This window comes from Sulfitobacter dubius (assembly GCF_900113435.1).
Taxonomy (GTDB): domain Bacteria; phylum Pseudomonadota; class Alphaproteobacteria; order Rhodobacterales; family Rhodobacteraceae; genus Sulfitobacter; species Sulfitobacter dubius.
Map to the genome: position 1 here is coordinate 148,688 of NZ_FOPG01000002.1, position 21,334 is coordinate 170,021.

The following is a 21,334-nucleotide window of genomic DNA, read 5'->3' on the forward strand; positions in this document are numbered from 1 at the left end:
CACAAGACCCTTCAGGACCGCCAGCCATGACCACGCTCCCGCAACAGACCGACCGCAAACTCGGCCTTGTGATCGACCTTGATACCTGTGTCGGCTGCCATGCCTGCGTGATCTCCTGCAAAGGCTGGAACACCGAAAACTACGGCGCGCCACTGTCAGACCAAGACGCCTATGGCGCGGACCCGTCGGGCACCTTTCTCAACCGCGTGCACAGCTATGAGGTGCAGCCCGAGGCCGGTGCCGCGCAACTCGTCCACTTCCCGAAATCCTGCCTGCACTGCGATGACGCGCCCTGCGTGACCGTCTGCCCCACGGGGGCGAGCTACAAGCGGGTTGAGGATGGCATCGTGCTGGTCAACGAAAGCGACTGCATCGGTTGCGGCCTCTGCGCATGGGCCTGCCCCTACGGCGCGCGTGAAATGGATCAGGCCGCGGGCGTGATGAAGAAATGCACCCTCTGCGTCGACCGTATCTATAACGAGAACCTGCCCGAAGAAGACCGCCAGCCCGCCTGCGTCCGCACCTGCCCCGCTGGCGCACGGCACTTTGGCGATCTGGGCGACCCCGAAAGTGCTGTGAGCCAGTTGGTGGCCGAGCGTGGCGGCGTGGACCTCATGCCCGAGCAGGGCACCAAGCCAGTCAATAAATACCTCCCGCCCCGCCCGCGCGATCAGTTGCAAGGCCCAGAGGACAGCGGCGAGATTGACGTGCTGGCCCCCTTCCTAGCCCCGATCGACAGCGGCCCCAAAGGGTTCCTCGGCTGGCTTGACCGCACCTTGGAGAAGCTCTGATGCATCCGGCACCCTCTGTTATTCTGTTCAGCAGCCTGTCGGGTATGGGGTTTGGCTTGCTGGCGTGGCTTGGCATCGGCCTGCCTGCCGTGACCGGCTGGGTGGCCTTCGTCTTTTTCGCGCTGGCCTATCTGCTGGCGGTGGGCGGATTGATTGCTTCGACCTTCCACCTTGGCCATCCCGAACGCGCGCTCAAGGCTTTCAGCCAGTGGCGCAGCAGTTGGCTCAGCCGGGAGGCTTGGGCCTCGGTCGCGGCTTTGCTCACCATGGCGGCCTATGGCGCGGGGCTGGTGTTTTACGACACGCGGCTTTGGCCGCTGGGGCTGCTAGGCGCGGCGCTGTCATTGCTGACGGTGCTGACCACGGCGATGATCTATACCCAGATGAAAACCGTGCCGCGCTGGCACAGCGTGATGACGCCGCTGAACTTCTTGTCGCTTAGCATTGCGGGGGGCGCGTTGCTGGCCGGACAGGTGACGGCGGCGATGGTGCTTCTGGTGCTGGCGGGGGCGGTGCAGATCGCCACATGGTGGCGCGGGGATCGCGCACTTGCGGCGTCGGGCAGCGATATCGCCACAGCGACGCGGCTGGGGGAAAAGGGCAGCGTCCGCGCCTTTGAACCGCCGCATACTGGCAGCAATTACCTGCTGCGAGAGTTCGTTTATCAAATCGGACGCAAACACGCGCTGAAGCTGCGGGTGATCGCGATTACGCTTATGGTGCTGCTGCCGCTTCTGCTGCTCTTGTCGCCCGTGTTCCACCACCTTGCCGCTGCCCTCGCGGTGCTCAGCCATGCGGCGGGGGTGCTGACCTCACGCTGGCTGTTCTTTGCGCAGGCGGAACATGTGGTCGGGATTTACTACGGCAAACGCTGAACGCAAAAGAGGGGGTGCCTCCACCCCCTCTCGCATTCTAATTCACAGCTTAAAAAGCAGTCTTAGTTCATCAAACCCGCGTGGCGCAGACCCGCATCGACCAGTTCTTTGGTCGGGTCCGTCAGTTCCGTGAGCGGCAGACGCACCTCGTCGGAACAGAGATCCAACCGCGACATGGCGTATTTCACGCCCACCAACCCCGGCTCGGTAAAGATCGCCTTGTGCAGCGGCATCAAACGGTCCTGAAGCTCCAGCGCCTTGGCGTAATCACCCTCAAGGCAGGCCGCCTGCATCTGAGCGGAAAGGCGCGGTGCGACATTGGCAGTGACCGAGATACAACCAACGCCGCCTTGAGCGTTGAACCCATGCGCAGTGGCGTCCTCGCCGGACAGCTGGCAGAAATCCGGGCCGCAGGTGATGCGCTGATCGCAGACGCGCGCCAGATCGCCGGTGGCGTCCTTGACGCCGACGATGCGCGGCAGTTGGGCCAGTTCGCCCATCGTCTCGGGCATCATATCGACGACGGAACGACCGGGGATGTTGTAGATGATGATCGGCAATTCGCAGCAATCATGCACGGCGGTGAAATGCGCCACCAGCCCGCGTTGCGTCGGCTTGTTGTAATAGGGCGTCACCACCAGCAGCGCATCCGCGCCGACCTTTTCGGCGTGGCGGGCAAGGCGGATGCTTTCGACCGTGTTGTTCGACCCGGCACCGGCGATGACCGGGATGCGGCCCGCGACGGCTTTGACCACCTCTTCGACGACGGTCTCATGCTCGGCATGGCTCAGCGTCGGAGATTCGCCCGTGGTGCCGACGGGGACAAGCCCGCTCGACCCTTCGCCGATGTGCCATTCGATAAGTTTCTTGAGCGTATCCAGATCCAGCGCGCCGTTGCGAAACGGCGTGACGAGGGCAGGCAGAGAGCCTTTGAACATGTGCACGCTCCTTAAGTGCTGGCCGGCGGAAAACCGGACTGGATGAAGGCTTTCGCGGGCGCTAATGTTTGATAAACGTCGCTCGAGCCATATGTTGCAAGGCTCTAGCCCCGGAGACGTAGGAAATGCAAGCGATGACGCGCCTGATGGCGATCCTCATAAGTATTTTTGTCCTGACCGTGCCTGCCGAAGCGCAGCGCCCGCGCCCTTTGGGCTGGGCGATGGATGCGATGCGCAGCGGCAATTGGGACGCGGCTGCGGCCTTGGCCGCCCGGGATGGGCAGGTCGCCGTTGACGTTATCGAATGGCACCGGCTCCGCGCCGGGCGGGGCAGCTATGCGGAGGCACGAGATTTTCTCGCCCGCAGGCCCGATTGGCCGGGCGAAGAGTACCTGCGCAAGCAAACCGAAGAGGCCGTGATCGAGCAATCCGGCAGCGACATACTGGCGTTCTTTTCGGCCATGGCTCCGCAGACCCCGCGCGGGGTGCTGGCCCATGCCAAGGCGCTAATCGACAGCGGCCAGCGCGGCGAGGCCGAGGCGAACCTCGTTTTGGCGTGGCGCACAATGCCGATGAACGCCACCAGTCAGGCGCTGTTTGTCGGGGCGCATGGCAGCCTTCTGGCACCACATCACGCGGCACGGCTGGAAGAGATGCTTTGGCAGCGCGAGCATTCCGAAGCGCGGCAGATGTTCGATCTAGTCCCAAGCGCCGACAAAGCACTGGCCGAGACCCGCATCGCCCTGCAAAAGCTGGAAAGCGATGTGAACGCCAAGATCGACGCGCTGCCCGCCTCCAAAGCTGACGCGCCGGGGTTGGCGCATGACCGCTTTGAATGGCGTATCCGCAAAGGGTTTGGCGATGATGCCAAAGCCTTGCTGCTACAGCGCTCTACCTCTGCCGCGGCTCTCGGTCAGCCGCCCAAATGGTCTAACCGTCGCCGCGCCATGGCGCGCGATGAAATGCGCAATGGCGACCCGAAAACCGCCTATCAGATTGCATCGCAGCACTTTCTGACCAGCGGGTCGGACTTTGCCGATCTCGAATGGCTTTCAGGCTATATTGCCTTGCGCTTTCTGAACGACCCAACCACCGCATTGGGCCATTTCCAGAACCACGACAACGCCGTGGAATCCCCGATCAGCCAAGGCCGCGCAGGCTATTGGCAAGGCCGCGCGCTGGAGGCGATGGGCGATGCCGAAGGGGCTGCCCGGGCCTATGCCATGGGGGCGAAGTTTCAGACATCCTTCTACGGTCTTCTGGCCGCTGAGCGTGGCGGCATTCCCTTCGACGAAAAGCTGACGGGCGCGGCCCCTGCCCAAGACTGGCAAACATCCCCGCTCGCCCGCGCGCCCTTGTTCGAAGCCGGGCTGCTGTTGCAAGCCTCGGGTGAGCTGTCCACCGCAGAGCGGTTCTGGACCCATCTGGCAGAGCAACTGGTGCCCGAAGACATCGCCCTGCTGGGGCAGGCGGCGATCGCCGTGGGCCAGCCACATATCGCCGTGATGATCGGCAAACGCGCGGCGCAGCGCGGGTTGGAAGTGCCCGCCCCCTATTATGCGCTCCACAGTCTGGTCGAGAAAGACCTGCCGATGGCCACTGAAATGACCCTCGCCATCGCGCGCCGCGAAAGCGAGTTTGACCCGAACGTGCAAAGCGGTGTCGGCGCGCGTGGGTTGATGCAGATCATGCCGGCCACGGCGAAAGACGTGGCGCGCGATCTGGGCATCTCTAGCCAGCACACGACAGACCGTCTGATCGCCGATCCTGATTACAACGCCCGCCTAGGCGCGACCTATCTGTCGCAGATGGCCGGGCTTTTCGACGGCAATGTCTCCATGATGTCGGCGGCCTATAACGCAGGCCCCAGCCGCCCGCGCCGCTGGATGTCGACCTATGGCGACCCGCGCAAAGGTGAGATCGACATCGTCGATTGGATCGAGACGATCCCCTTTCGCGAGACGCAGAACTACGTCATGCGGGTGACCGAAAGCCTGCCCGTCTACCGCGCCCGTCTGGGCAAAGACCCGCTGCCGATCCCCTTTAGCGAAGAGTTAACCGGGTCGACGCTGAAGGCGTTCGCGCCATAGGGTGAACAGCCCCGCCGCCACGATCATGCCTGCGCCCAGCACCACGCTCGGGCGCAGCACTTCGTTAAAGACCGACAGGCCGATGATCACGGTAAAGATCAACTGCGTATAGGCGAAGGGCTGCACGGCGCTCGCCTCGGCCACCTCGTAGCAGCGGATCAGCAGCCAATGGCCGGTGACCCCGGTGATGCAAAGCGTCCCCATCAACAGCCAATTGCCCGGTGTCATCGGCTCCCAAAACCAGACGCCCACGGCGGTCATCACCGCCGCCCCGGTCACGCCGGTCCAGAAGAAACTCGTCGCCGTATTGTCACGCCGCGCAACATAGCGGGTGAGCAGCCCGTAGACCGCGAACATCGCCGCCCCCGCCAGCGGGATCGCGGCAGCAGGGTCCACCACCCGAAGCCCGGGTTGCAGGATCACCAGAACACCGATGAAACCCACACCAATTGCGGCCCAACGTCGCCAGCCAACCTTTTCACCCAAGATCGGGCCCGAGAGCGCCGCCACCAGCAGTGGATAACAGGTGAAGACAGCATGGCTTTCCACCAGCCCAAGGATCGTGAACCCCAGCACCATCGTGCAAATCTGCGCCGACAACAGCACGCCGCGCAGGATTTGCACCGCAGGCTGGGTGGTCGCGGCGGCTTTGCGGATGCCACCCGCCTTGCGCAGCGCCAGCGCGATGACGAAAGCGGCAAAGAACCAATAGCGGATCATCACCACCATCAGCACATTGTAATTCTCGGCCAGATGGCGCGACAGCCCGTCTTGGACGGCAAAAACCATCGTTGTGGCGATCATCAGCATGATGCCGAGCGGGATATTGTTGGACTGGCTCATGCGGGCATCCGCGCGCGGGTCATATGGCGCTTGCGGCCATAGCCGGGGATGCGGGTGACCTCGAAACCGCCTGCGCTAAGCGCGCGACGCACGAAACCTGCGGCGGTATAGGTTGCGGCGGTACCGCCCGGCGTGGTGTGGCGGGCAACCTCGGCCATCAGAGCATCGCCCCACAACTCCGGGTTCTTGGCGGGGGAGAACCCGTCGAGGAACCAAGCATCGGCCTGCCCCTGCCAAGCCGGAAGGGCCTGCCGCGCATCACCGATGATGATCTCGGCGCGCAGACCGGGCAGTTCCAACACGCCGCCGGTGCCATCCCACGCCGCCGTCAACGCATCGCGCCGCCCGTCAAGCGCCGGAAAGGCCGCATGGGCCTGCGCCATATCCTCAGGCCGCATAGGGTAGGCTTCGAAACTGGTGAAATGCAACGGCCCTTGGTGGCCCGCCTGCATCCAAGCATCCCACGCCAGCAGCAGGTTCAGCCCGGTGCCAAAGCCCAGTTCGGCGATGTGAAAGCCGGGGCGGAACCGCTCTGGCAGGTCATTGCCCGCCAGAAAGACATAAGCCGTTTCCGCCGCGCCGTCCTCTAGGCTGAAGTAGGGATCATCGAACTGGGTCGAGACGGGCACTTGGCCCGCGCGCCACGTGATCTGGGCATTCTGGTCTGGCACGGTAGGTCCTGCTAGAGGGAGAGTGAAGTCGCGCAGACACTGCGCAAGCTGGCGGGGAATGGCAATGGTGGATGTAACCGTAAGAGGGGCCGGAATTTTTGGCCTGTCGGTGGCTTGGGCCTGCGTCTTGCGCGGGGCGTCGGTGCGGGTGGTCGATCCGGCAGGCCCGGCAGCAGGCGCCTCGGGCGGAATCGTGGGCGCGCTGGCGCCGCATGTGCCGGAGAATTGGAGCGCCAAGAAAGCCTTTCAGCTTGGAAGCCTGCTCAGCGCCGAAGCCTTCTGGGCCGAGGTGGAGGCCGAGGGCGGTCGCGCGCCCGGCTATATCCGCAGCGGGCGGTTGCAGCCCGTGGCGGATGACGCGGCGCTCGCGCTGGCGCGGCAACGGCAAGACACGGCAGCCGAGCTATGGCAGGGCCGTGCCCGCTGGGAATTGATCCGCGCCGAGGATCGCGATTGGGCCCCGCACAGCCCCACCGGCTGGCTGATCCACGATACGCTGAGCGCCCTCGTCCACCCGCGCCAAGCCTGCGCGGCGCTGGTGGCGGCCTTGGCGGTGAGAGGCGTTGAGATTGTGGCCGAGGCCCCCGAGGCGGGCCAGACCCTCTGGGCCACCGGCGTCGCGGGTTTGGAGACGCTGAACGCGGGCCACCCGCGTCTGGTTGGCGCAGGGATCAAGGGCCAAGCCGCGCTCTTGCAGCTCGACCAAGGCGGCGCGGCGCAGCTTTTTGCCGATGGGGTGCATGTGATCCCGCATTTGGACGGCACGGTGGCTGTCGGCGGCACGACTGAGAGAGAATATGACACCCCCAACAGCACCGATGCGCAGCTTGACGCGGTGATCGCCAAGGCCCGCGCGGCGGTGCCTGCATTGCGAGACGCGCCGGTCGTCGAACGCTGGGCCGAGCTGCGCCCCCGCAGCCGGAGCCGCGCACCGATGCTGGGCGCATGGCCGGGCAATCCGGGGCATTACATCGCCAACGGCGGCTTCAAAATCGGCTTCGGCATGGCCCCCAAAGTGGCAGAGGTGATGGCCGATCTTCTGCTCGAAGAGCGCGATGCCATCCCCGAGGGTTTTAGAGTCGAAGACAACCTCTAGGCCAAAGAAAAACCCCGGCCAGTGGCCGGGGTTCTCTGTCACTTTCAACGTGCGGTTTAGCGCGCGTTGGGCAGGATCACGATCTCGACCCGGCGGTTCTGCGCTTTGCCTGCGGCGCTCAGGTTGCTTGCCACGGGCTGGCTTTCGCCCCGGCCGAATGTCTGCAAACGCTGCTGCGGCACGCCGTTGGACAGAAGGATGTTGCCCACGGCTTGTGCACGACGCTCGGAAAGCTGCTGGTTGTAGGCCGCTTCACCATCGCTGTCGGTGTGGCCGACAACTTGCAGGGTGGAGTTCTGATAGATGTTCACGTTCTGCGCCAATGCGGCCAGATCGTCACGCAATGCGGGTGATACGCTGGTGCTGTCGGTCGCGAACAGGATATCCTGCGGCAGTGTCACGATCAGACGGTCGCCAGTGTTGGTGATAACAACACGGCTGTCCATCGCGGCGCGCAGCTCTGCCTCTTGTTTGTCGAGCGAGTAACCAACGCCCGCGCCCAAGGTGCCACCGATCAATGCGCCTTTGAGGGCACCTTTGCCGTCACCTTCAGAAATCGCGCCAGCAAGGGCCCCGACGCCCGCACCGATCAAAGCGCCATTCTTGGTCCGCTGGTTGGGATCGCCATTGCCGGGCTGCAGTGGCTGCGTACACGCACCCAGTGTCATCGCGCCAGCCAGTGCGGCGGCCAAAGTCATCTTCGAAGAAATCATGTCTACTGCCTTCATGTTTGCGGGCCCCGTTCGGGCGGGGCATCTTGACGTGAACGCAATATAGACATGCAAAGTTCCCGCGAACATTACATATAACCGTTATTCGGCAGAAACCCGCCCAGCAGCCGCAGTTTAGGCTTCCGCTCGCGCGGCCTCAAACGCCAGCATGGCCCGTTTGACCGGCAGGCCCCAGTGATATCCACCCAAGCCCCCGCTCTTGCGCAATGCGCGGTGGCAAGGGATCAACCAACTTACCGGGTTGCGCCCTACGGCGGTCCCTACAGCGCGTACAGCACGGGGGCTGCCGACGGTCTGCGCAATCTCGGAATAGGTGGTCACCTGCCCCGAGGGGATGCTCAGCAGCGCCTCCCAAACCTTGATTTGAAAGGGTGCTCCGATAAGGTACAGCGGCGCTTTGGCCTCCGGGTCTTTTTGCATCCCAAACGCGGTGTCGACCCATGGGCGCAGCCGGTCGGGTGCTTCGACGAAATCGGCCAGCGGCCACCGGCCGCAAAGGTCCTCCATCGCTGCGTCCTCTCCCACCTCCGATGACAGGGCCAAGCCGCAGATGCCTTTGTCGGTGCCCATCACCAGTGTCGGGCCAAAGGGGCTGTCGAACCACCCCCAATAGATCGTCAGCCCGGCTCCTTTGCGGGCGAACTCACCGGGGCTCATCGCCTCCCAGCGCAGGAACAGGTCATGCAACCTCCCGCTGCCCGACAGGCCCAACTCGTGCGCCGCCGCCAGCGTCGTAAAGTGATCGCGCAGCATGACCTTGGCTTGATCCAGCATAAGATATTGCTGGTAGCGCTTGGGCGACACCCCCACCCAGCGCGAGAACAGCCGCTGGAAGTGCGCGGCGGACATGCCCATTTCCCCGGCGATCCAGTCCAGTTGCTTGGGGTCTTCGGCCTCGTCGATCAGGGCGATGGCGCGGCGCATCACCTGATAGTGGTAACCCTGATCTTCGGGCGCGGGGGATATCTGTGCGATCTGTGTCATGCCCCTAGATTAGCCACGCCCCCGCCCCCGCGCGACCCGTTTCTTGCGCCAATGTATCGCAGCCCGCCCCCGCTTGCCCTGCCGCGTCATTCATCGCATACCCAGAGCCATGGCCCGCCAACTTGATTATCATACCATCCGCGAGATTTTCGCACGCTTCCAACAGGCAGAGCCTGAGCCCGAGGGCGAGTTGGAACATGTGAACGTCTATACGCTGGTTGTGGCCGTGGCGTTGAGCGCGCAATCGACCGATGCGGGCGTCAACAAAGCCACGCGCGAGCTTTTCAAAATCGCCGACACCCCGCAGAAGATGCTGGATCTGGAGGTTGAGGGGCTGATCGACCATATCAAGACCATCGGCCTCTACCATCAGAAAGCTAAGAACGTCATCAAGCTGAGCCAGATCCTAGTCGACGATTACGACGGCGAGGTGCCCAATTCCCGCGCCGCACTGCAATCGCTACCGGGCGTGGGGCGCAAGACGGCGAATGTGGTGCTCAATATGTGGTGGGGCCAGCCCGCGCAGGCGGTGGACACGCATATCTTCCGCGTTGGAAACCGCACCGGCATCGCGCCGGGCAAAACCGTCGACACAGTCGAGCGCGCGATTGAGGACAACATCCCCGCTGATTTCCAGCGCCATGCCCATCACTGGCTGATCCTGCATGGCCGCTACCACTGCAAAGCCCGCAAACCCCTGTGCCGCACCTGCATCATCCGTGACCTGTGCCAATACGAGGACAAGACAGAATGACCCAATACGAAGTGGTTGGCATCGGCAACGCCGTCGTCGACGTGATCTCCCATGCCGATGACACTTTCCTTGCCGATAACGGCATCGAAAAGGGCATCATGCAGTTGATCGAACGCGACCGCGCCGAAGACCTCTATACCGCGATGCAAGACCGGGTGCAGACGCCGGGCGGCTCGGTCGCCAATACCGTCGCTGGCGCGGGCGCGCTGGGCCTCAAGACCGCCTTTATCGGGCGGGTGCGCGATGATGATCTGGGCCAGTTCTATGCCAAGGCGATGACCGATATCGGGATCGATTTCGTCAACGCCCCCGTGGCCGAGGGGGAGAACCCGACCTCGCGCTGCATGATCTTCGTCACCCCGGATGGGGAACGGTCGCTGAACACCTATCTCGGCATCTCGACCGGGCTGACCTCGGCCGATGTGCCGCAGGCGGTGACGGAGAAGGCCAAGCTGATGTTCCTCGAAGGGTATCTCTTCGACCACGAGGCGGGCAAAACCGCCTTTCGCGAGGCCGCGCGCGCGGCGACGGCGGGTGGCGGCATGGCGGGCATCGCCATCTCCGACCCCTTCTGCGTGGAGCGTCACCGCGACGACTTCCTCGCGCTGATCGAAAACGATCTGGGCTATGTCATCGGCAACGAAGCCGAGATTCGCGCCCTTTGGGAGACCGATGACACCGAAGCCGCACTGGCCAAAACCGCTGAGATTTGCCCGCTGGTGGTCTGCACCCGGTCGGGCGACGGGGTCACGCTGGTACGGGGCGAGGAACGGGTCGACGTGCCGGTCGAAAAAGTCGTGCCGGTAGATGCCACTGGCGCAGGCGACCAATTCGCGGCGGGCTTCCTCTATGGCCTTGCCACGGGCCGCGATCTCGAGACCTGTGGCCGCATGGGCAATATCTGCGCGGGCGAAGTGATCCGCCACATCGGCCCCCGCCCCCAGACCGACATCATGGCGCTGTTCAAGGCCGAAGGGTTGGTTTGATGATTGAAAGCGGCTTTCACGATGTTCCCCCCGGCAAACTTGCGGTGGTGGTGACCCATTTGGAAATGGACGCCAAACCCAGCTTGCGGGACGTTCTGCCGCCCGAGGGTGTGACCTTTCAAAAGGTCACACCGACGCTCGACTGGTTTCGCGACATTTTCCGGCGCGTCGGGATGGATTGGCTCTGGTACGGGCGGCTCAAACTGAATGACGCGGCCCTCTCTGCGCTGCTGCAAGACCCGGCGCGAGACTTCTACACGCTGACCCGCGATGGCAAGGATGAGGCGCTGCTAGAGCTGAACTTCCCCGAAGATGGCAGCTGCGAGCTGGCCTATTTCGGGCTGACCTCGGCGCTGATCGGCAGCGGCTCGGGGCGGTTTCTGATGAACCAAGCGATCACGCTGGCATGGAAAAAACCAATCAACCGGCTGCACCTGCACACCTGCACCAACGACAGCCCGCAGGCGCTTGGCTTTTATATGCGCTCAGGCTTCATCCCCGTCCGCCGTCAAGTCGAGATCGACGACGATCCGCGTCTCACAGGGCTGCTGACGCGCGATGCGGCGCCGCAAGTGCCACTTATCGAGGTATAAGACCGCCGCCGGATCACCGAACCGGCGTGCACTCCGCCCCTTGGAAACAGGCGATCACCTTGTCGACCATGGCAGGTTTCGGAGAGCCGAAAAGGTCGCCCCCACAGGGGTTGCTTTCCAGTGCATAGGCACCATCCGGTTTGCGTTCGAGAAAGGCCAGAACGTCCCCTTCCTCGGCAGAGCCGCACCACGGGCCGAAACACAGGACATTGAGCACCAAGGGCTGGTCAAAGGGCACGTCAAAGCCCTCTTCCGACAGCGCCTTGCCGCTGATCTGTGCCCGGATCGGCGTCTCTTCGGGCGGGTTGATCCCGATGGTGCCGCCCTTCGGCAGGGCGCTCGCGTCAAAGGTCAGACGCCCCTGCACCACGACATAGCTTTCCTCGGCCTTAGCCGCCCGTTGATAGGTCGCCTCGACCGAATGGGGCAGGCAACTGAGCGCAAGCGCGGGTAGCGGGGCCAAGGTGGCGAGGGCGCAGGCGATGATCCGTGTCATAACTTTTCCTCAAACTCTTCAAGAACCGCCGCATAGACCGCACGTTTGAACGGCACGATATTCGCGACCAGTTGATCTGCGGGCATCCAACGCCATTCCGAGAATTCAGGCTCGGCCGTCTGGATATTGACCTGATCGTCCTGCCCCAGAAAACGCATGAGGAACCATTTTTGTTCCTGCCCCCGGTAGCGGCCCTTCCAGATGTTGGGCACCAGTTCATGGGGCAGATCATAGGGCAGCCAGCTTGTCGTCTCGGCTTCGATCCGCACCAGATCGCGGGGAATGCCGGTCTCTTCCTCCAACTCGCGCAGGGCCGCATCGCGCGCGGCCTCGCCCTTGTCCACGCCGCCTTGGGGCATCTGCCATGCGTCCTGATCCCGGTCGCGCCGCTGGCCGACAAAGACCTCGCCCTCGGCATTTACCAGCATCACGCCGACGCAGGGGCGGTAGGGCAGTTTGGCAATCTCTTCGGGGGTCATGAGGGCAGGTCTCCTGAATGGCGTTCACGAGGGAGTTAGCACGACCACGGCGCGGCTCAAAGCGGTCACATTGCGGCTTTGACGTTTCGGCACCGGCATCCTTGACGCCGCGTTTCGCGTGACTTGCCCTGCCGTTTCCGATGGTGTCACAGTGACCCAGCCCACCCAGAAAGGTAAAGCCATGTCCGACTATCCCCACCTGCTTGCCCCGCTCGACCTTGGTTTTACCACGCTGAAGAACCGGTTGCTGATGGGCTCGATGCACACCGGGCTGGAAGAGACGGGCGATTGGAACCGCGTGGCGGAGTTCTATGCGGCACGGGCGCGAGGCGATGTGGGGCTGATGGTCACCGGCGGCATCGGGCCGAACCGCGAAGGTGCCGTGGCCCATGGCGCGGCAATGATGGTCAGCCAGAAGGACGTGGACAACCACAGCATCATCACCCAGCGGGTGCATGAAGCGGGCGGCAAAATCGCCATGCAGATTCTCCATGCGGGCCGCTATGCCTTCACCCCCGAGTGCGTGGCCCCAAGCGCGATCAAATCCCCCATCTCCATGTTCGCGCCCAAAGAGTTGGACGAGGAAGGCATCGAGAAACAGATCGGTGACATCGCCGCCTGCGCCCTGCGCGCGCGGGAGGCGGGCTATGATGGGGTCGAGATCATGGGGTCAGAGGGGTATTTCCTGAACCAGTTCCTCGTCACCCATACCAACAAGCGCGAGGACCGCTGGGGCGGTTCCTATGAAAACCGCATGCGCCTGCCGCTGGAGGTGGTGCGCCGCGTGCGCGAAACGGTGGGCGAAGATTTTATCCTGATCTACCGCCTGTCGATGATCGACCTCATCCCCAACGGCTCAACCTTTGAGGAGGTCGTGCAACTGGCCCAAGAGGTCGAGAAGGCGGGCGCCAATATCATCAACACCGGCATCGGCTGGCACGAGGCGCGCATCCCCACCATCGCCACCTCTGTCCCCCGCGCGGCGTTCTCTTGGGTGACGAAAAAGCTGATGGGCAAGGTGGGCATCCCGCTCATTACCTCCAACCGGATCAACACACCCGAGGTCGCCGAAGAGATGCTGGCGGAAGGCTGCGCCGATATGGTCTCCCTCGCCCGCCCGATGCTGGCAGATGCCGACTTCCTCGCCAAAGCCAAGGCAGGCAAGGCCGACCAGATCGCCCCTTGCATCGCCTGCAACCAAGCTTGCCTCGACCATACTTTCGGCGGCAAGATCTCCACCTGCCTTGTGAACCCACGCGCCTGCTATGAGACGGAGTTGCGGATTGAACCGGCAGCGGCGGCGAAATCCGTGGCCGTGGTCGGTGCTGGCCCTGCGGGCTTGTCTGCCGCGATTACTGCTGCCGAGCGCGGCCATAAGGTCACCTTGATAGACCGCGCGAGCGAGATCGGCGGGCAACTCAACCTCGCCAAGCAAGTGGCGGGGAAAGAGGAGTTCTGGGGCTTGGTCGATTGGTATCGCACCATGCTCAAGGTCCATGACGTGACCGTACAGCTAGAGACCGAAGCCACCGCCGATGCGCTCAGCGGCTTTGACGAGGTGATCATCGCCACCGGCGTGGTGCCTCGCGATCCGCAAATTCCGGGGCAAGACGGCGGCAATGTCGTGAGCTACATTGATGTGCTGAACGGCACGGCAAAGGTCGGCCAGCGCGTCGCCGTGATCGGTGCGGGCGGTATCGGCTTTGACGTGTCGGAACATCTGGTGCACGATGGCGAGAGCAGCACGCTGAACCTGCCAGAATGGATGCGCGAATGGGGCGTCACCGATCCGGGCGAGCATCGTAGCGGGCTGGCCCCCGAAGGGCCACAGCCCCCCGCGCCTGCGCGGCAGATCACCATGCTGCAACGCAAGACCAGCAAACCCGGCAAAGGCTTGGGCAAAACCACGGGCTGGATTCACCGCGCCTCCCTCACTATGCGCAACGTGAAGATGATGGCGGGCGTGAACTACGAAAGTATCGACGAACAGGGGCTGCACATTTCCTTTGGCGAGGCGCGGGAGAACCCCACGCTGATCGAGGCCGACACCATCGTGCTCTGCGCCGGGCAACTCTCTGACCGGAGCCTTGCCGACACGCTGGAGGCCCGTGGCACCCCCTGTCACGTCATCGGAGGTGCGGATGTGGCCGCAGAACTCGACGCGAAACGCGCGATCAATCAAGGCACACGCCTGGCCTCTGCCCTCTAAGTCCTTGGTGCGCGCGCCCTTGCACCCGGCGCGCGCAACCCGCAAAATCACCGCAGCGTCTGCCAGCCCATAGGTGATTATGCCCCTCTGCGTCTTCGACATATATGATGACGGCACCACCTCGGTGCCCGAAGATAGCCATCTAACCGGGCCTGCGCGCTACCGTTGGTGGCATTACGACATGGCCGATCCGGCGCTGGAACCGTGGCTGGCCGAACATTTGCCGGAGATTCCGGCAGGCGCTCTGCTGCAACCGGAAACCCGACCGCGCTGTGATGAGTATGAGGACGGTCTGATCCTCAATCTGCGCGGCATCAACCTGAACGAAGGGCAGCAGGCCGATCAGATGGTCTCAATCCGCATGTGGGTCACGGATGCGGTGGTGATCACGGTGCGGATGCGCCGGGTCTTTGCCATTGATGAACTGCGGACGCTCGCCACCCAAAACAATGCCCCGCGCCAGCCCTCTGCCTTTTTGGAGGCGCTGGTCTCAAGGCTGACCGCACGGGTCCAGACCGAGGTTGCCCGGCTGGCGGACCGCACGGCATTCTATGAGACCGATCTCGAAGACCTTAGTACCCCGCCGCCCAAAGACCTGCCCGTCACCCGCCGCAGCACGATCAAACTGGAGCGCTACCTCGCCCCGCAGCGTGCGGCACTGGAGCGGTTGGCGCAGTTGGACCTGCCCTTGGTGCCGGATGTCGATTCGATGAAACTGCGCGAACTGGCCAACCGTACCGCCATCGTGGTGGAGGAGTTGGACGCCCTTCAAGAACGCATCGTTACCGTCCAAGATGAGCACGACAACCAAGTCGCGCAACGCCAAGCGCGGCATGGCTATGTGCTGTCCATCGCCGCTGCCGTCTTCCTGCCGCTGGGGTTCCTGACAGGGCTTTTCGGCGTGAACGTGGGCGGGATGCCGGGGGTGGACGACCCGCGCGCCTTCGCGATCCTTTGCCTTGCCATGGTCGGCCTCGCCGCCATCATGCTGGCCGTGTTGAAATGGCTGCGCTGGCTGTGACGGGCGCGGAAACCGATTGTTCTGCCGTTTCCATGCCATGAACGATCCCCGCAAAGACCACGGGACTGTCTTGTCTCTGCCCCGATCCTGCCTGAATTACAGCCCATAGCTGTTCCCAACAAGTTTAATGCGAAGGGACAGGCAATGGACCGCCTTACGGAAATGGAAGCGTTTGCCACAGTTGTGGATCAGGGTGGTTTTACCGATGCTGCCAAGAAGATGGGGATCTCGAAATCCGCTGTTTCAAAGCATGTGTCATCGCTAGAGGCCCGCCTTGGCGCGCGGCTGCTCAACCGCACAACCCGCCGCGTCTCACCTACCGAGATTGGCCTTGCCTACTATGACCGCGCCCGCCGAGTGCTGAACGACGCAGGCGAAGCCGATGCGCTTGTCACCTCGATGCAATCCGCACCCTCGGGCCTGCTGCGGATTTCGGTGGCAACAGACTTTGGCGTGAATCATCTATCCCCCGCGCTGTCGGATTTCCTCTCGGATTTCCCTGACATCACAGTGAATATGGTGCTGAACAATCGCTATGTGGAACTGATCTCAGAAGGCTTCGACATGGCCGTGCGCATCGGAGAGTTGGAGGACAGCACCCTACGCGCGCGCAAGCTGACTGAGACCACCAAACGTATGATCGCCAGCCCGAAGTATTTCGAGCAGTATGGCCGCCCGGAAAAGATCGACGATCTGAACAACCACAAGCTGCTGCATTACTCGAACCAATCCTCGGGCAATGTCTGGAAACTGACCGCGCCTTCGGGGGAAAAGCGGCAGGTCCGTACCGCAGGATGGCTGTCGGTCAATGACGGGCAAAGCCTGCTTAACGCCGCGATTTCGGGGCTGGGCATCGCCTATTTGCCGAGCTTTCTGTACTCTGAGGCGATGGAAAAAGGCTTGGTAGAAGACGCAATCCCCGAGCTGCCACTTGAGACCCAAGGCATCTATGCCGTCTATCCCCCGGGCCGGTTCACCCAGCCCAAGGTCCGCGCCTTTATCGATTTTCTGGTGCATGAGTTCGCCGAGAAGGGTCCGACGGACTGGTAAACGCTCAGGCCCGGAATCAAGCCGCAGGCGCCGGGCCATCTCCACAAGTCCACCTTTCCTATCCCCCAGCAGCACGCTATCTCTCCCGCCATGAGAAATATGCGCGAGACCTATGCCCAGCTTGTCGCTGAGGGCAAACTCAAGGCCGATCCGGCCCAAGAAACCGTGATGGCGGAGTTTGACCGCATCCGCGATGCTCTGGCCAACCCACCGAAGAAGAGCTTTTTCCGCAAAGCCCCCGAACCGCCCAAGGGCCTGTACCTTTGGGGCGGCGTGGGGCGCGGTAAGTCGATGCTGATGGATATGTTTGTGGCGCATCTGCCCGACATCCCTGCACGACGGGTGCATTTCCACGCCTTCATGCAAGAAATCCACAACGCCATGCACGAAGTCCGCAAGACCGGGGTGGATGACGCCATCGCCCCCGTTGCCCGCGACGTGGCCGAGAGCGTGCGCCTGCTTGCTTTCGACGAAATGCAGATCACCGACATCACCGATGCGATGATCGTGGGCCGCCTGTTTGAGGCACTCTTCGCCGCTGGGGTCGTGGTCGTGACGACCTCCAACCGCCTGCCCGACGATTTGTATAAAAACGGCATCAACCGCGAAGTCTTTGTGCCGTTTATCGAGCTGATCAAAGAGCGGATGGTGGTGCATGAATTGGTCAGCCCCACCGACTACCGCCAAGACCGGCTGGCGGGCTCGCAGGTCTATTTCACCCCAGTGAACGCGGAAAGCCGCGCCGCGATGAATGCGGTTTGGGACGATCTGGCAGGAACAAAGGGCGAGCCGCTGACGTTGCATGTCAAAGGCCGCGAGGTGGTGATTCCCGCTTTTCACAACGGCATGGCCCGCGCCGGTTTCCACGCGCTTTGCGGACAGCCGCTGGGGGCTGCGGATTACCTTGCGCTGGCGCAGAATGTGCGTGTGCTACTGCTAGACGATATCCCCAGCCTTGGCCGCTCAAACTTTAACGAAGCAAAGCGTTTCGTCACCCTGATTGATGCGCTCTACGAAGCGAAAGTCCGGTTGATCTGCTCTGCCGCAGCGGCCCCAGAAATGCTTTATACTGAAGGCGAAGGCACGTTCGAATTTGAACGCACCGCGTCACGTTTGCGCGAAATGCAAGGTGAGGATTGGGGGCGTTAACAGCCCACCAATCTTAAATCAGGAATCGCCGACTGACTGCATGTGCAGGTCGTTGCCCTGTAAGATGGGGTGATAAGGCCGTTCAACCTCATAAAGCCACCACAGGCCGCCCGCGATAATTGCGACACCTATGGCCATGAAGATAAATTGATATTTCCGTGCATCGTCCTGATCGTGACGCGCCGACTGAATAAAATTGCGCATGGGACACCTCGGTCAAATTCGAAAGGGGAGACTTCCTTTCACCAAGATACACCATATCTGCATCGCACAGCAGCCGGGCCACCAAATATGGTTAATTAGACGCTTTCCCGCAACACGCTACCGGCAAGGTAGAGTGAGCCACAGATTAACACACGTGCATGGGGTTCGCGGGCGATAATCGCCTCCAACGCAGCGGTGACGCTTTCGGCTTCGGCCGTCTCAAACCCTACCTCTCGGGCCGCGTCCGCCGTCGCTTGGGCGGGCAGAGTTGCCGCTTCTCCGGGGATGGAAACAGCGGTAAGGCTCGCGGCCTCGGCAGCCAAGGGGCGCAGGTACCCGGCGATGTCTTTGGTGTTCAACATCCCACAGATCAGATGCGTAGGACGTCTGGGCATCTCTGCCAACGCAGCGGCCAAAGCCAGCCCCGCCGCGGGGTTGTGTCCGCCATCCAGCCAAAGCTCGCCCTCGGGCGCTTTGCCCGCCAGCGGCCCGTCAGACAAACGCTGCATCCGTGCGGGCCATTGTGCCTGAGTTACCGCAGCCTCACAAGCCTCTGGTCCGATGCCCAAGTGCCGTAGGGCAGCCAACGCGGCACCGGCGTTCAGGATCTGATGCGCACCCAGCAAATTAGGGCGCGGCAGATCAAGTAACCCGGTCTCATCTTGATAGACCATGCGCCCGGCTTCTGGGCCGACATGCCACTGTTGCCCATAGGCCAAAAGCGGTGCGCCAAGTTTCGCGGCGCGGCCTTCGATGACCTCAAGCGCGATCTCTTCCTGCGGGCCAACCACGCAGGGCACCAGCCGCTTGATGATCCCGGCCTTCTCGCCTGCGATCTCTGCCAATGTGTCGCCTAGATACTGCTGATGATCGACCGAAACGGGTGTGATTACCGTCAACACCGGATCAATGACATTGGTTGCATCCAGCCGCCCGCCAAGCCCGACTTCCAATAGCGTGTAATCGGCAGGCACCCGCGAAAAGGCGAGGATCGCGGCACAGGTTGTGATCTCGAAATAGGTGATCTCTTCGCCGTTGTTTGCGGCGTGACATTCATCCAGCACAGCAGCCAAATCAGGCTCTGAGATCAACTGCCCCGCCACCCGGATACGCTCGTGAAACCGCGCCAAATGAGGCGAGGTATAGGCATGAACTGTCTTGCCAGCTGCCTCTAACCCCGCGCGGATTATGGCTTGTGTCGACCCTTTGCCATTGGTTCCAGCGATATGGATAACCGGCGGCAGGTCGTTTTGGGGATTGCCCAACGCTTCAAGCAGCCGCCACATCCGGTCCAACGTCAGGTCGATGATTTTGGGGTGCAGCGCCATCATCCGTTCAAGGATGACGTCCGATGAAGGCGTGCTCATTTCTTTTTGCGCGTTTCGACGGGCAGATCGGCACTGGCCTGAACGGCGGCAGCGGCCTCGGCCACTTCGACCTCTTCAGGGGCGGGCAGATCGCCCCGCACCGCAGGCGTCAGCCCCATCAACATCCGCGTGATGGTAATTAACTCATCGCGCATTTCCGTCCGCTTGGTCACCCGGTCAAGCATCCCGTGGTCGAGCAGGTATTCGGCCCGCTGGAAACCCTCGGGCAGCTTTTCGCGGATCGTTTGTTCGATGACGCGCGGGCCAGCAAAACAGATCAACGCGTTCGGCTCCGCGATATGTACGTCGCCCAGCATCGCATAAGACGCGGTGACGCCGCCCGTGGTCGGATGTGTCAACACGACGATATAAGGCAGCCCGGCCTCTTTCAGCATCTGCACAGCAACCGTGGTGCGCGGCATCTGCATCAGGCTGAGGATACCTTCTTGCATCCGCGCGCCACCGGCGGCGGAGAACAGGACCAGCGGGCGTTTCAGCTTCACGGCCTCTTCGGCAGCAGCAATAATCGCATTGCCGACATACATGCCCATGGAACCGCCCATGAAGGAGAAATCCTGCGCACAGGCAACGATCGGCGTGCGGCCCATTTCGCCTGTGACGACCAGCATGGCTTCATGCTCACCCGTCTGCTTTTGCGCGGCTTTCATCCGATCAGGATAGCGTTTCTGGTCTTTGAAATGCAGCGGGTCGGGTGTCGGCGCAGGCACCTTCACCTCGCTAAAGATACCACCGTCGAACAGCGCTTTGAACCGCGCACGCGGGCTGATGTGCATGTGGTGGCCGCAGTTGGTGCAGACGTTCAAATTGTCCGACAGCTCGCGGTGAAACAGCATGGTGCCGCATTCATTACACTTGGTCCACAGATTGTCCGGCGTCTCGCGGCGCGAGAAGATCGAGTTGATTCGCGGGCGGACGTAGTTTGTGATCCAGTTCATTGGCAGGCCTCTGCTGTGGTTCCGTCCCAGATAATCCCCGCACCGGGAAATTGCAATCAGCGGCGTATTGCCAGTCGCGCCGCCAGCCATGAGACCAGCATAAGCGCAAAATCAACCGGCAACCATGTGCGGATCGCCGCTGCATCATCCATCGAAAAGGGCGTCAGGTACAACGCCAGCCCGGAAAGATCATCCGGCAAAGAGACAATCAAAATGGCTGAGACATTGTTCCAAAGATGCACGGCAATGGCAGGCCCAAGCGAGCCGGAACGCGCAGTGAGGTCTGCCATCAAAATCCCGAACACCCCAGCCCAAAGCGCCACCATCAGCGCATTCTCCCCCGCCTCGGCAGGCAGGTAGTGACCAAGAGCGAAAAGCGCCGAGGGCAGCACCATCCAGATCAACGGAGAGTTGAACCGTGCCGCCAGTTGCTGCTGCACATAGCCGCGAAAGACGATCTCTTCGGCGCTGACCTGCACCAGCACGGCAAGCAGCGACAGCGGCAAGAGCAGCAACCAACGGCTCAAGGGCAGGTTCGGCGTCAAATCGCCGCCCATGTCCCACGGCGGCAGGATCAGCAACATAGCCCCAAGGGTCAGCATCGCAACAGAGACCGCCCGAAAACTGGGCCAAAGCCGCCCCGGCACGCCCAAAAGGCTGCTCGCATTGCGCTGGTGCACGATCCGCACCGTCACACCAACGGCCATCGCCATTGTACCGAAGCTGAACAGCAGCAGATACATCGCCTGCGGCGTGGCGCCTTTCAGCAGGTTGCCGTGCAGCGATGCCGCCGATGTTCCTGCGAAGGCATAGATCGTCTGGAAGTAAAACTCGTTCAGCGTGACATAGGCCACCACCGCCACGAACAACCCCAAGAAAAACCGCCAAAGCGCCGATGACGGGCGCGCGGGCGCGACAAATTCCGCATGGGCGCTGTAATCGGGCCGCCAAGTCATGAGCGGCGCAGGTCAGATCGGGGGTGGTTCTTGCAGAGCATATGCCGGACCTTCACGCTTGCGGGCGGCTCCAACCGGCCGCGTCAGAAGGTCAG

General features: G+C 62.4%; 22 protein-coding genes. 11 read left to right on the forward strand and 11 right to left on the reverse strand.

The window, feature by feature from the left end; genetic code table 11:
- Positions 1-26: 26 nt before the first annotated feature.
- Entirely contained in the window at positions 27-791 is a 765-nt protein-coding gene (locus tag BM229_RS09460) for a 4Fe-4S dicluster domain-containing protein (protein ID WP_093927414.1), read from the forward strand.
- Complete coding sequence (locus BM229_RS09465; protein WP_093927415.1) at positions 791-1,666, forward strand: dimethyl sulfoxide reductase anchor subunit family protein; 876 nt, start codon at positions 791-793, stop codon at positions 1,664-1,666. The genes BM229_RS09460 and BM229_RS09465 overlap by 1 nt, the downstream gene beginning before the upstream one ends.
- Positions 1,667-1,728: 62 nt before the next feature.
- Here BM229_RS09465 and dapA read toward each other — a convergent pair whose 3' ends face one another.
- On the reverse strand, positions 1,729-2,604 hold the full coding sequence (gene dapA / locus BM229_RS09470; protein ID WP_093927416.1) for a 4-hydroxy-tetrahydrodipicolinate synthase: 876 nt from the start codon (positions 2,602-2,604) through the stop codon (positions 1,729-1,731).
- A gap of 125 nt (positions 2,605-2,729) precedes the next feature.
- On the opposite strand from dapA, the gene BM229_RS09475 reads away from it, so the two are divergent.
- A complete protein-coding gene (locus BM229_RS09475; protein ID WP_208604052.1) occupies positions 2,730-4,694 on the forward strand; it encodes a lytic transglycosylase domain-containing protein in 1,965 nt (654 codons plus the stop codon).
- On the opposite strand, the gene BM229_RS09480 is transcribed toward BM229_RS09475, so the two are convergent.
- A complete protein-coding gene (locus tag BM229_RS09480) occupies positions 4,659-5,537 on the reverse strand; it encodes a DMT family transporter (protein ID WP_093927417.1) in 879 nt (292 codons plus the stop codon). The genes BM229_RS09475 and BM229_RS09480 overlap by 36 nt on opposite strands.
- The gene (gene mnmC2 / locus BM229_RS09485; RefSeq protein WP_093927418.1) at positions 5,534-6,208 is read right to left on the reverse strand and encodes a tRNA (5-methylaminomethyl-2-thiouridine)(34)-methyltransferase MnmC2; all 675 of its coding nucleotides are present in this window, start codon (positions 6,206-6,208) and stop codon (positions 5,534-5,536) included. The genes BM229_RS09480 and mnmC2 overlap by 4 nt, the downstream gene beginning before the upstream one ends.
- Positions 6,209-6,266: 58 nt before the next feature.
- Here mnmC2 and BM229_RS09490 point away from each other — a divergent pair, with 58 nt between their 5' ends.
- Entirely contained in the window at positions 6,267-7,304 is a 1,038-nt protein-coding gene (locus tag BM229_RS09490) for an NAD(P)/FAD-dependent oxidoreductase (protein WP_208604053.1), read from the forward strand.
- 56 nt (positions 7,305-7,360) lie between these two features.
- On the opposite strand, the gene BM229_RS09495 is transcribed toward BM229_RS09490, so the two are convergent.
- Positions 7,361-8,017 carry a YiaD family glycine zipper/OmpA-like lipoprotein gene (locus BM229_RS09495; protein ID WP_093927419.1) on the reverse strand — a complete coding sequence of 219 codons (657 nt, stop codon included), beginning with the start codon at positions 8,015-8,017 and terminating at the stop codon, positions 7,361-7,363.
- A gap of 132 nt (positions 8,018-8,149) precedes the next feature.
- Positions 8,150-9,019: a methylated-DNA--[protein]-cysteine S-methyltransferase gene (locus tag BM229_RS09500; protein WP_093927420.1), complete on the reverse strand. Its 870-nt coding sequence runs from the start codon at positions 9,017-9,019 to the stop codon at positions 8,150-8,152.
- 109 nt (positions 9,020-9,128) lie between these two features.
- On the opposite strand from BM229_RS09500, the gene nth reads away from it, so the two are divergent.
- From nth to BM229_RS09515, 3 genes are read left to right on the forward strand one after another with little or no spacing between them, the layout of a single operon-like run.
- Positions 9,129-9,773 carry an endonuclease III gene (gene nth / locus BM229_RS09505; protein ID WP_093927421.1) on the forward strand — a complete coding sequence of 215 codons (645 nt, stop codon included), beginning with the start codon at positions 9,129-9,131 and terminating at the stop codon, positions 9,771-9,773.
- Positions 9,770-10,759 carry an adenosine kinase gene (locus BM229_RS09510; protein ID WP_093927422.1) on the forward strand — a complete coding sequence of 330 codons (990 nt, stop codon included), beginning with the start codon at positions 9,770-9,772 and terminating at the stop codon, positions 10,757-10,759. Before nth ends, BM229_RS09510 begins: the two co-directional genes overlap by 4 nt.
- Positions 10,759-11,352, forward strand: a complete 594-nt coding sequence (locus BM229_RS09515; RefSeq protein ID WP_093927423.1) for a GNAT family N-acetyltransferase — start codon at positions 10,759-10,761, stop codon at positions 11,350-11,352. Before BM229_RS09510 ends, BM229_RS09515 begins: the two co-directional genes overlap by 1 nt.
- Before the next feature lie 13 nt (positions 11,353-11,365).
- Here BM229_RS09515 and BM229_RS09520 read toward each other — a convergent pair whose 3' ends face one another.
- Both BM229_RS09520 and BM229_RS09525 read right to left on the reverse strand, forming a co-directional pair.
- Positions 11,366-11,848 carry a hypothetical protein gene (locus BM229_RS09520; protein WP_093927424.1) on the reverse strand — a complete coding sequence of 161 codons (483 nt, stop codon included), beginning with the start codon at positions 11,846-11,848 and terminating at the stop codon, positions 11,366-11,368.
- The gene (locus BM229_RS09525; protein ID WP_093927425.1) at positions 11,845-12,327 is read right to left on the reverse strand and encodes an RNA pyrophosphohydrolase; all 483 of its coding nucleotides are present in this window, start codon (positions 12,325-12,327) and stop codon (positions 11,845-11,847) included. The genes BM229_RS09520 and BM229_RS09525 overlap by 4 nt, the downstream gene beginning before the upstream one ends.
- Before the next feature lie 181 nt (positions 12,328-12,508).
- Here BM229_RS09525 and BM229_RS09530 point away from each other — a divergent pair, with 181 nt between their 5' ends.
- From BM229_RS09530 to zapE, 4 genes are all read left to right on the forward strand, one after another.
- A complete protein-coding gene (locus BM229_RS09530; RefSeq protein ID WP_093927426.1) occupies positions 12,509-14,536 on the forward strand; it encodes an NADPH-dependent 2,4-dienoyl-CoA reductase in 2,028 nt (675 codons plus the stop codon).
- 79 nt (positions 14,537-14,615) lie between these two features.
- Complete coding sequence (locus tag BM229_RS09535; RefSeq protein WP_093927427.1) at positions 14,616-15,557, forward strand: zinc transporter ZntB; 942 nt, start codon at positions 14,616-14,618, stop codon at positions 15,555-15,557.
- 144 nt (positions 15,558-15,701) lie between these two features.
- A complete protein-coding gene (locus tag BM229_RS09540; protein WP_093927428.1) occupies positions 15,702-16,607 on the forward strand; it encodes a LysR family transcriptional regulator in 906 nt (301 codons plus the stop codon).
- 90 nt (positions 16,608-16,697) lie between these two features.
- Positions 16,698-17,756 carry a cell division protein ZapE gene (gene zapE / locus BM229_RS09545; protein ID WP_093927429.1) on the forward strand — a complete coding sequence of 353 codons (1,059 nt, stop codon included), beginning with the start codon at positions 16,698-16,700 and terminating at the stop codon, positions 17,754-17,756.
- An 18-nt stretch (positions 17,757-17,774) separates the two neighbouring features.
- Here the strand turns inward: zapE and BM229_RS09550 are convergent, their stop codons facing one another.
- From BM229_RS09550 to BM229_RS09565, 4 genes are all read right to left on the reverse strand, one after another.
- On the reverse strand, positions 17,775-17,960 hold the full coding sequence (locus BM229_RS09550; RefSeq protein WP_093927430.1) for a hypothetical protein: 186 nt from the start codon (positions 17,958-17,960) through the stop codon (positions 17,775-17,777).
- A gap of 95 nt (positions 17,961-18,055) precedes the next feature.
- Positions 18,056-19,327 carry a bifunctional folylpolyglutamate synthase/dihydrofolate synthase gene (locus BM229_RS09555; RefSeq protein ID WP_093927431.1) on the reverse strand — a complete coding sequence of 424 codons (1,272 nt, stop codon included), beginning with the start codon at positions 19,325-19,327 and terminating at the stop codon, positions 18,056-18,058.
- Complete coding sequence (gene accD, locus BM229_RS09560; RefSeq protein ID WP_093927432.1) at positions 19,324-20,283, reverse strand: acetyl-CoA carboxylase, carboxyltransferase subunit beta; 960 nt, start codon at positions 20,281-20,283, stop codon at positions 19,324-19,326. Before accD ends, BM229_RS09555 begins: the two co-directional genes overlap by 4 nt.
- A 56-nt stretch (positions 20,284-20,339) precedes the next feature.
- On the reverse strand, positions 20,340-21,239 hold the full coding sequence (locus BM229_RS09565) for a CPBP family intramembrane glutamic endopeptidase (protein WP_093927433.1): 900 nt from the start codon (positions 21,237-21,239) through the stop codon (positions 20,340-20,342).
- Positions 21,240-21,334: the final 95 nt, after the last annotated feature.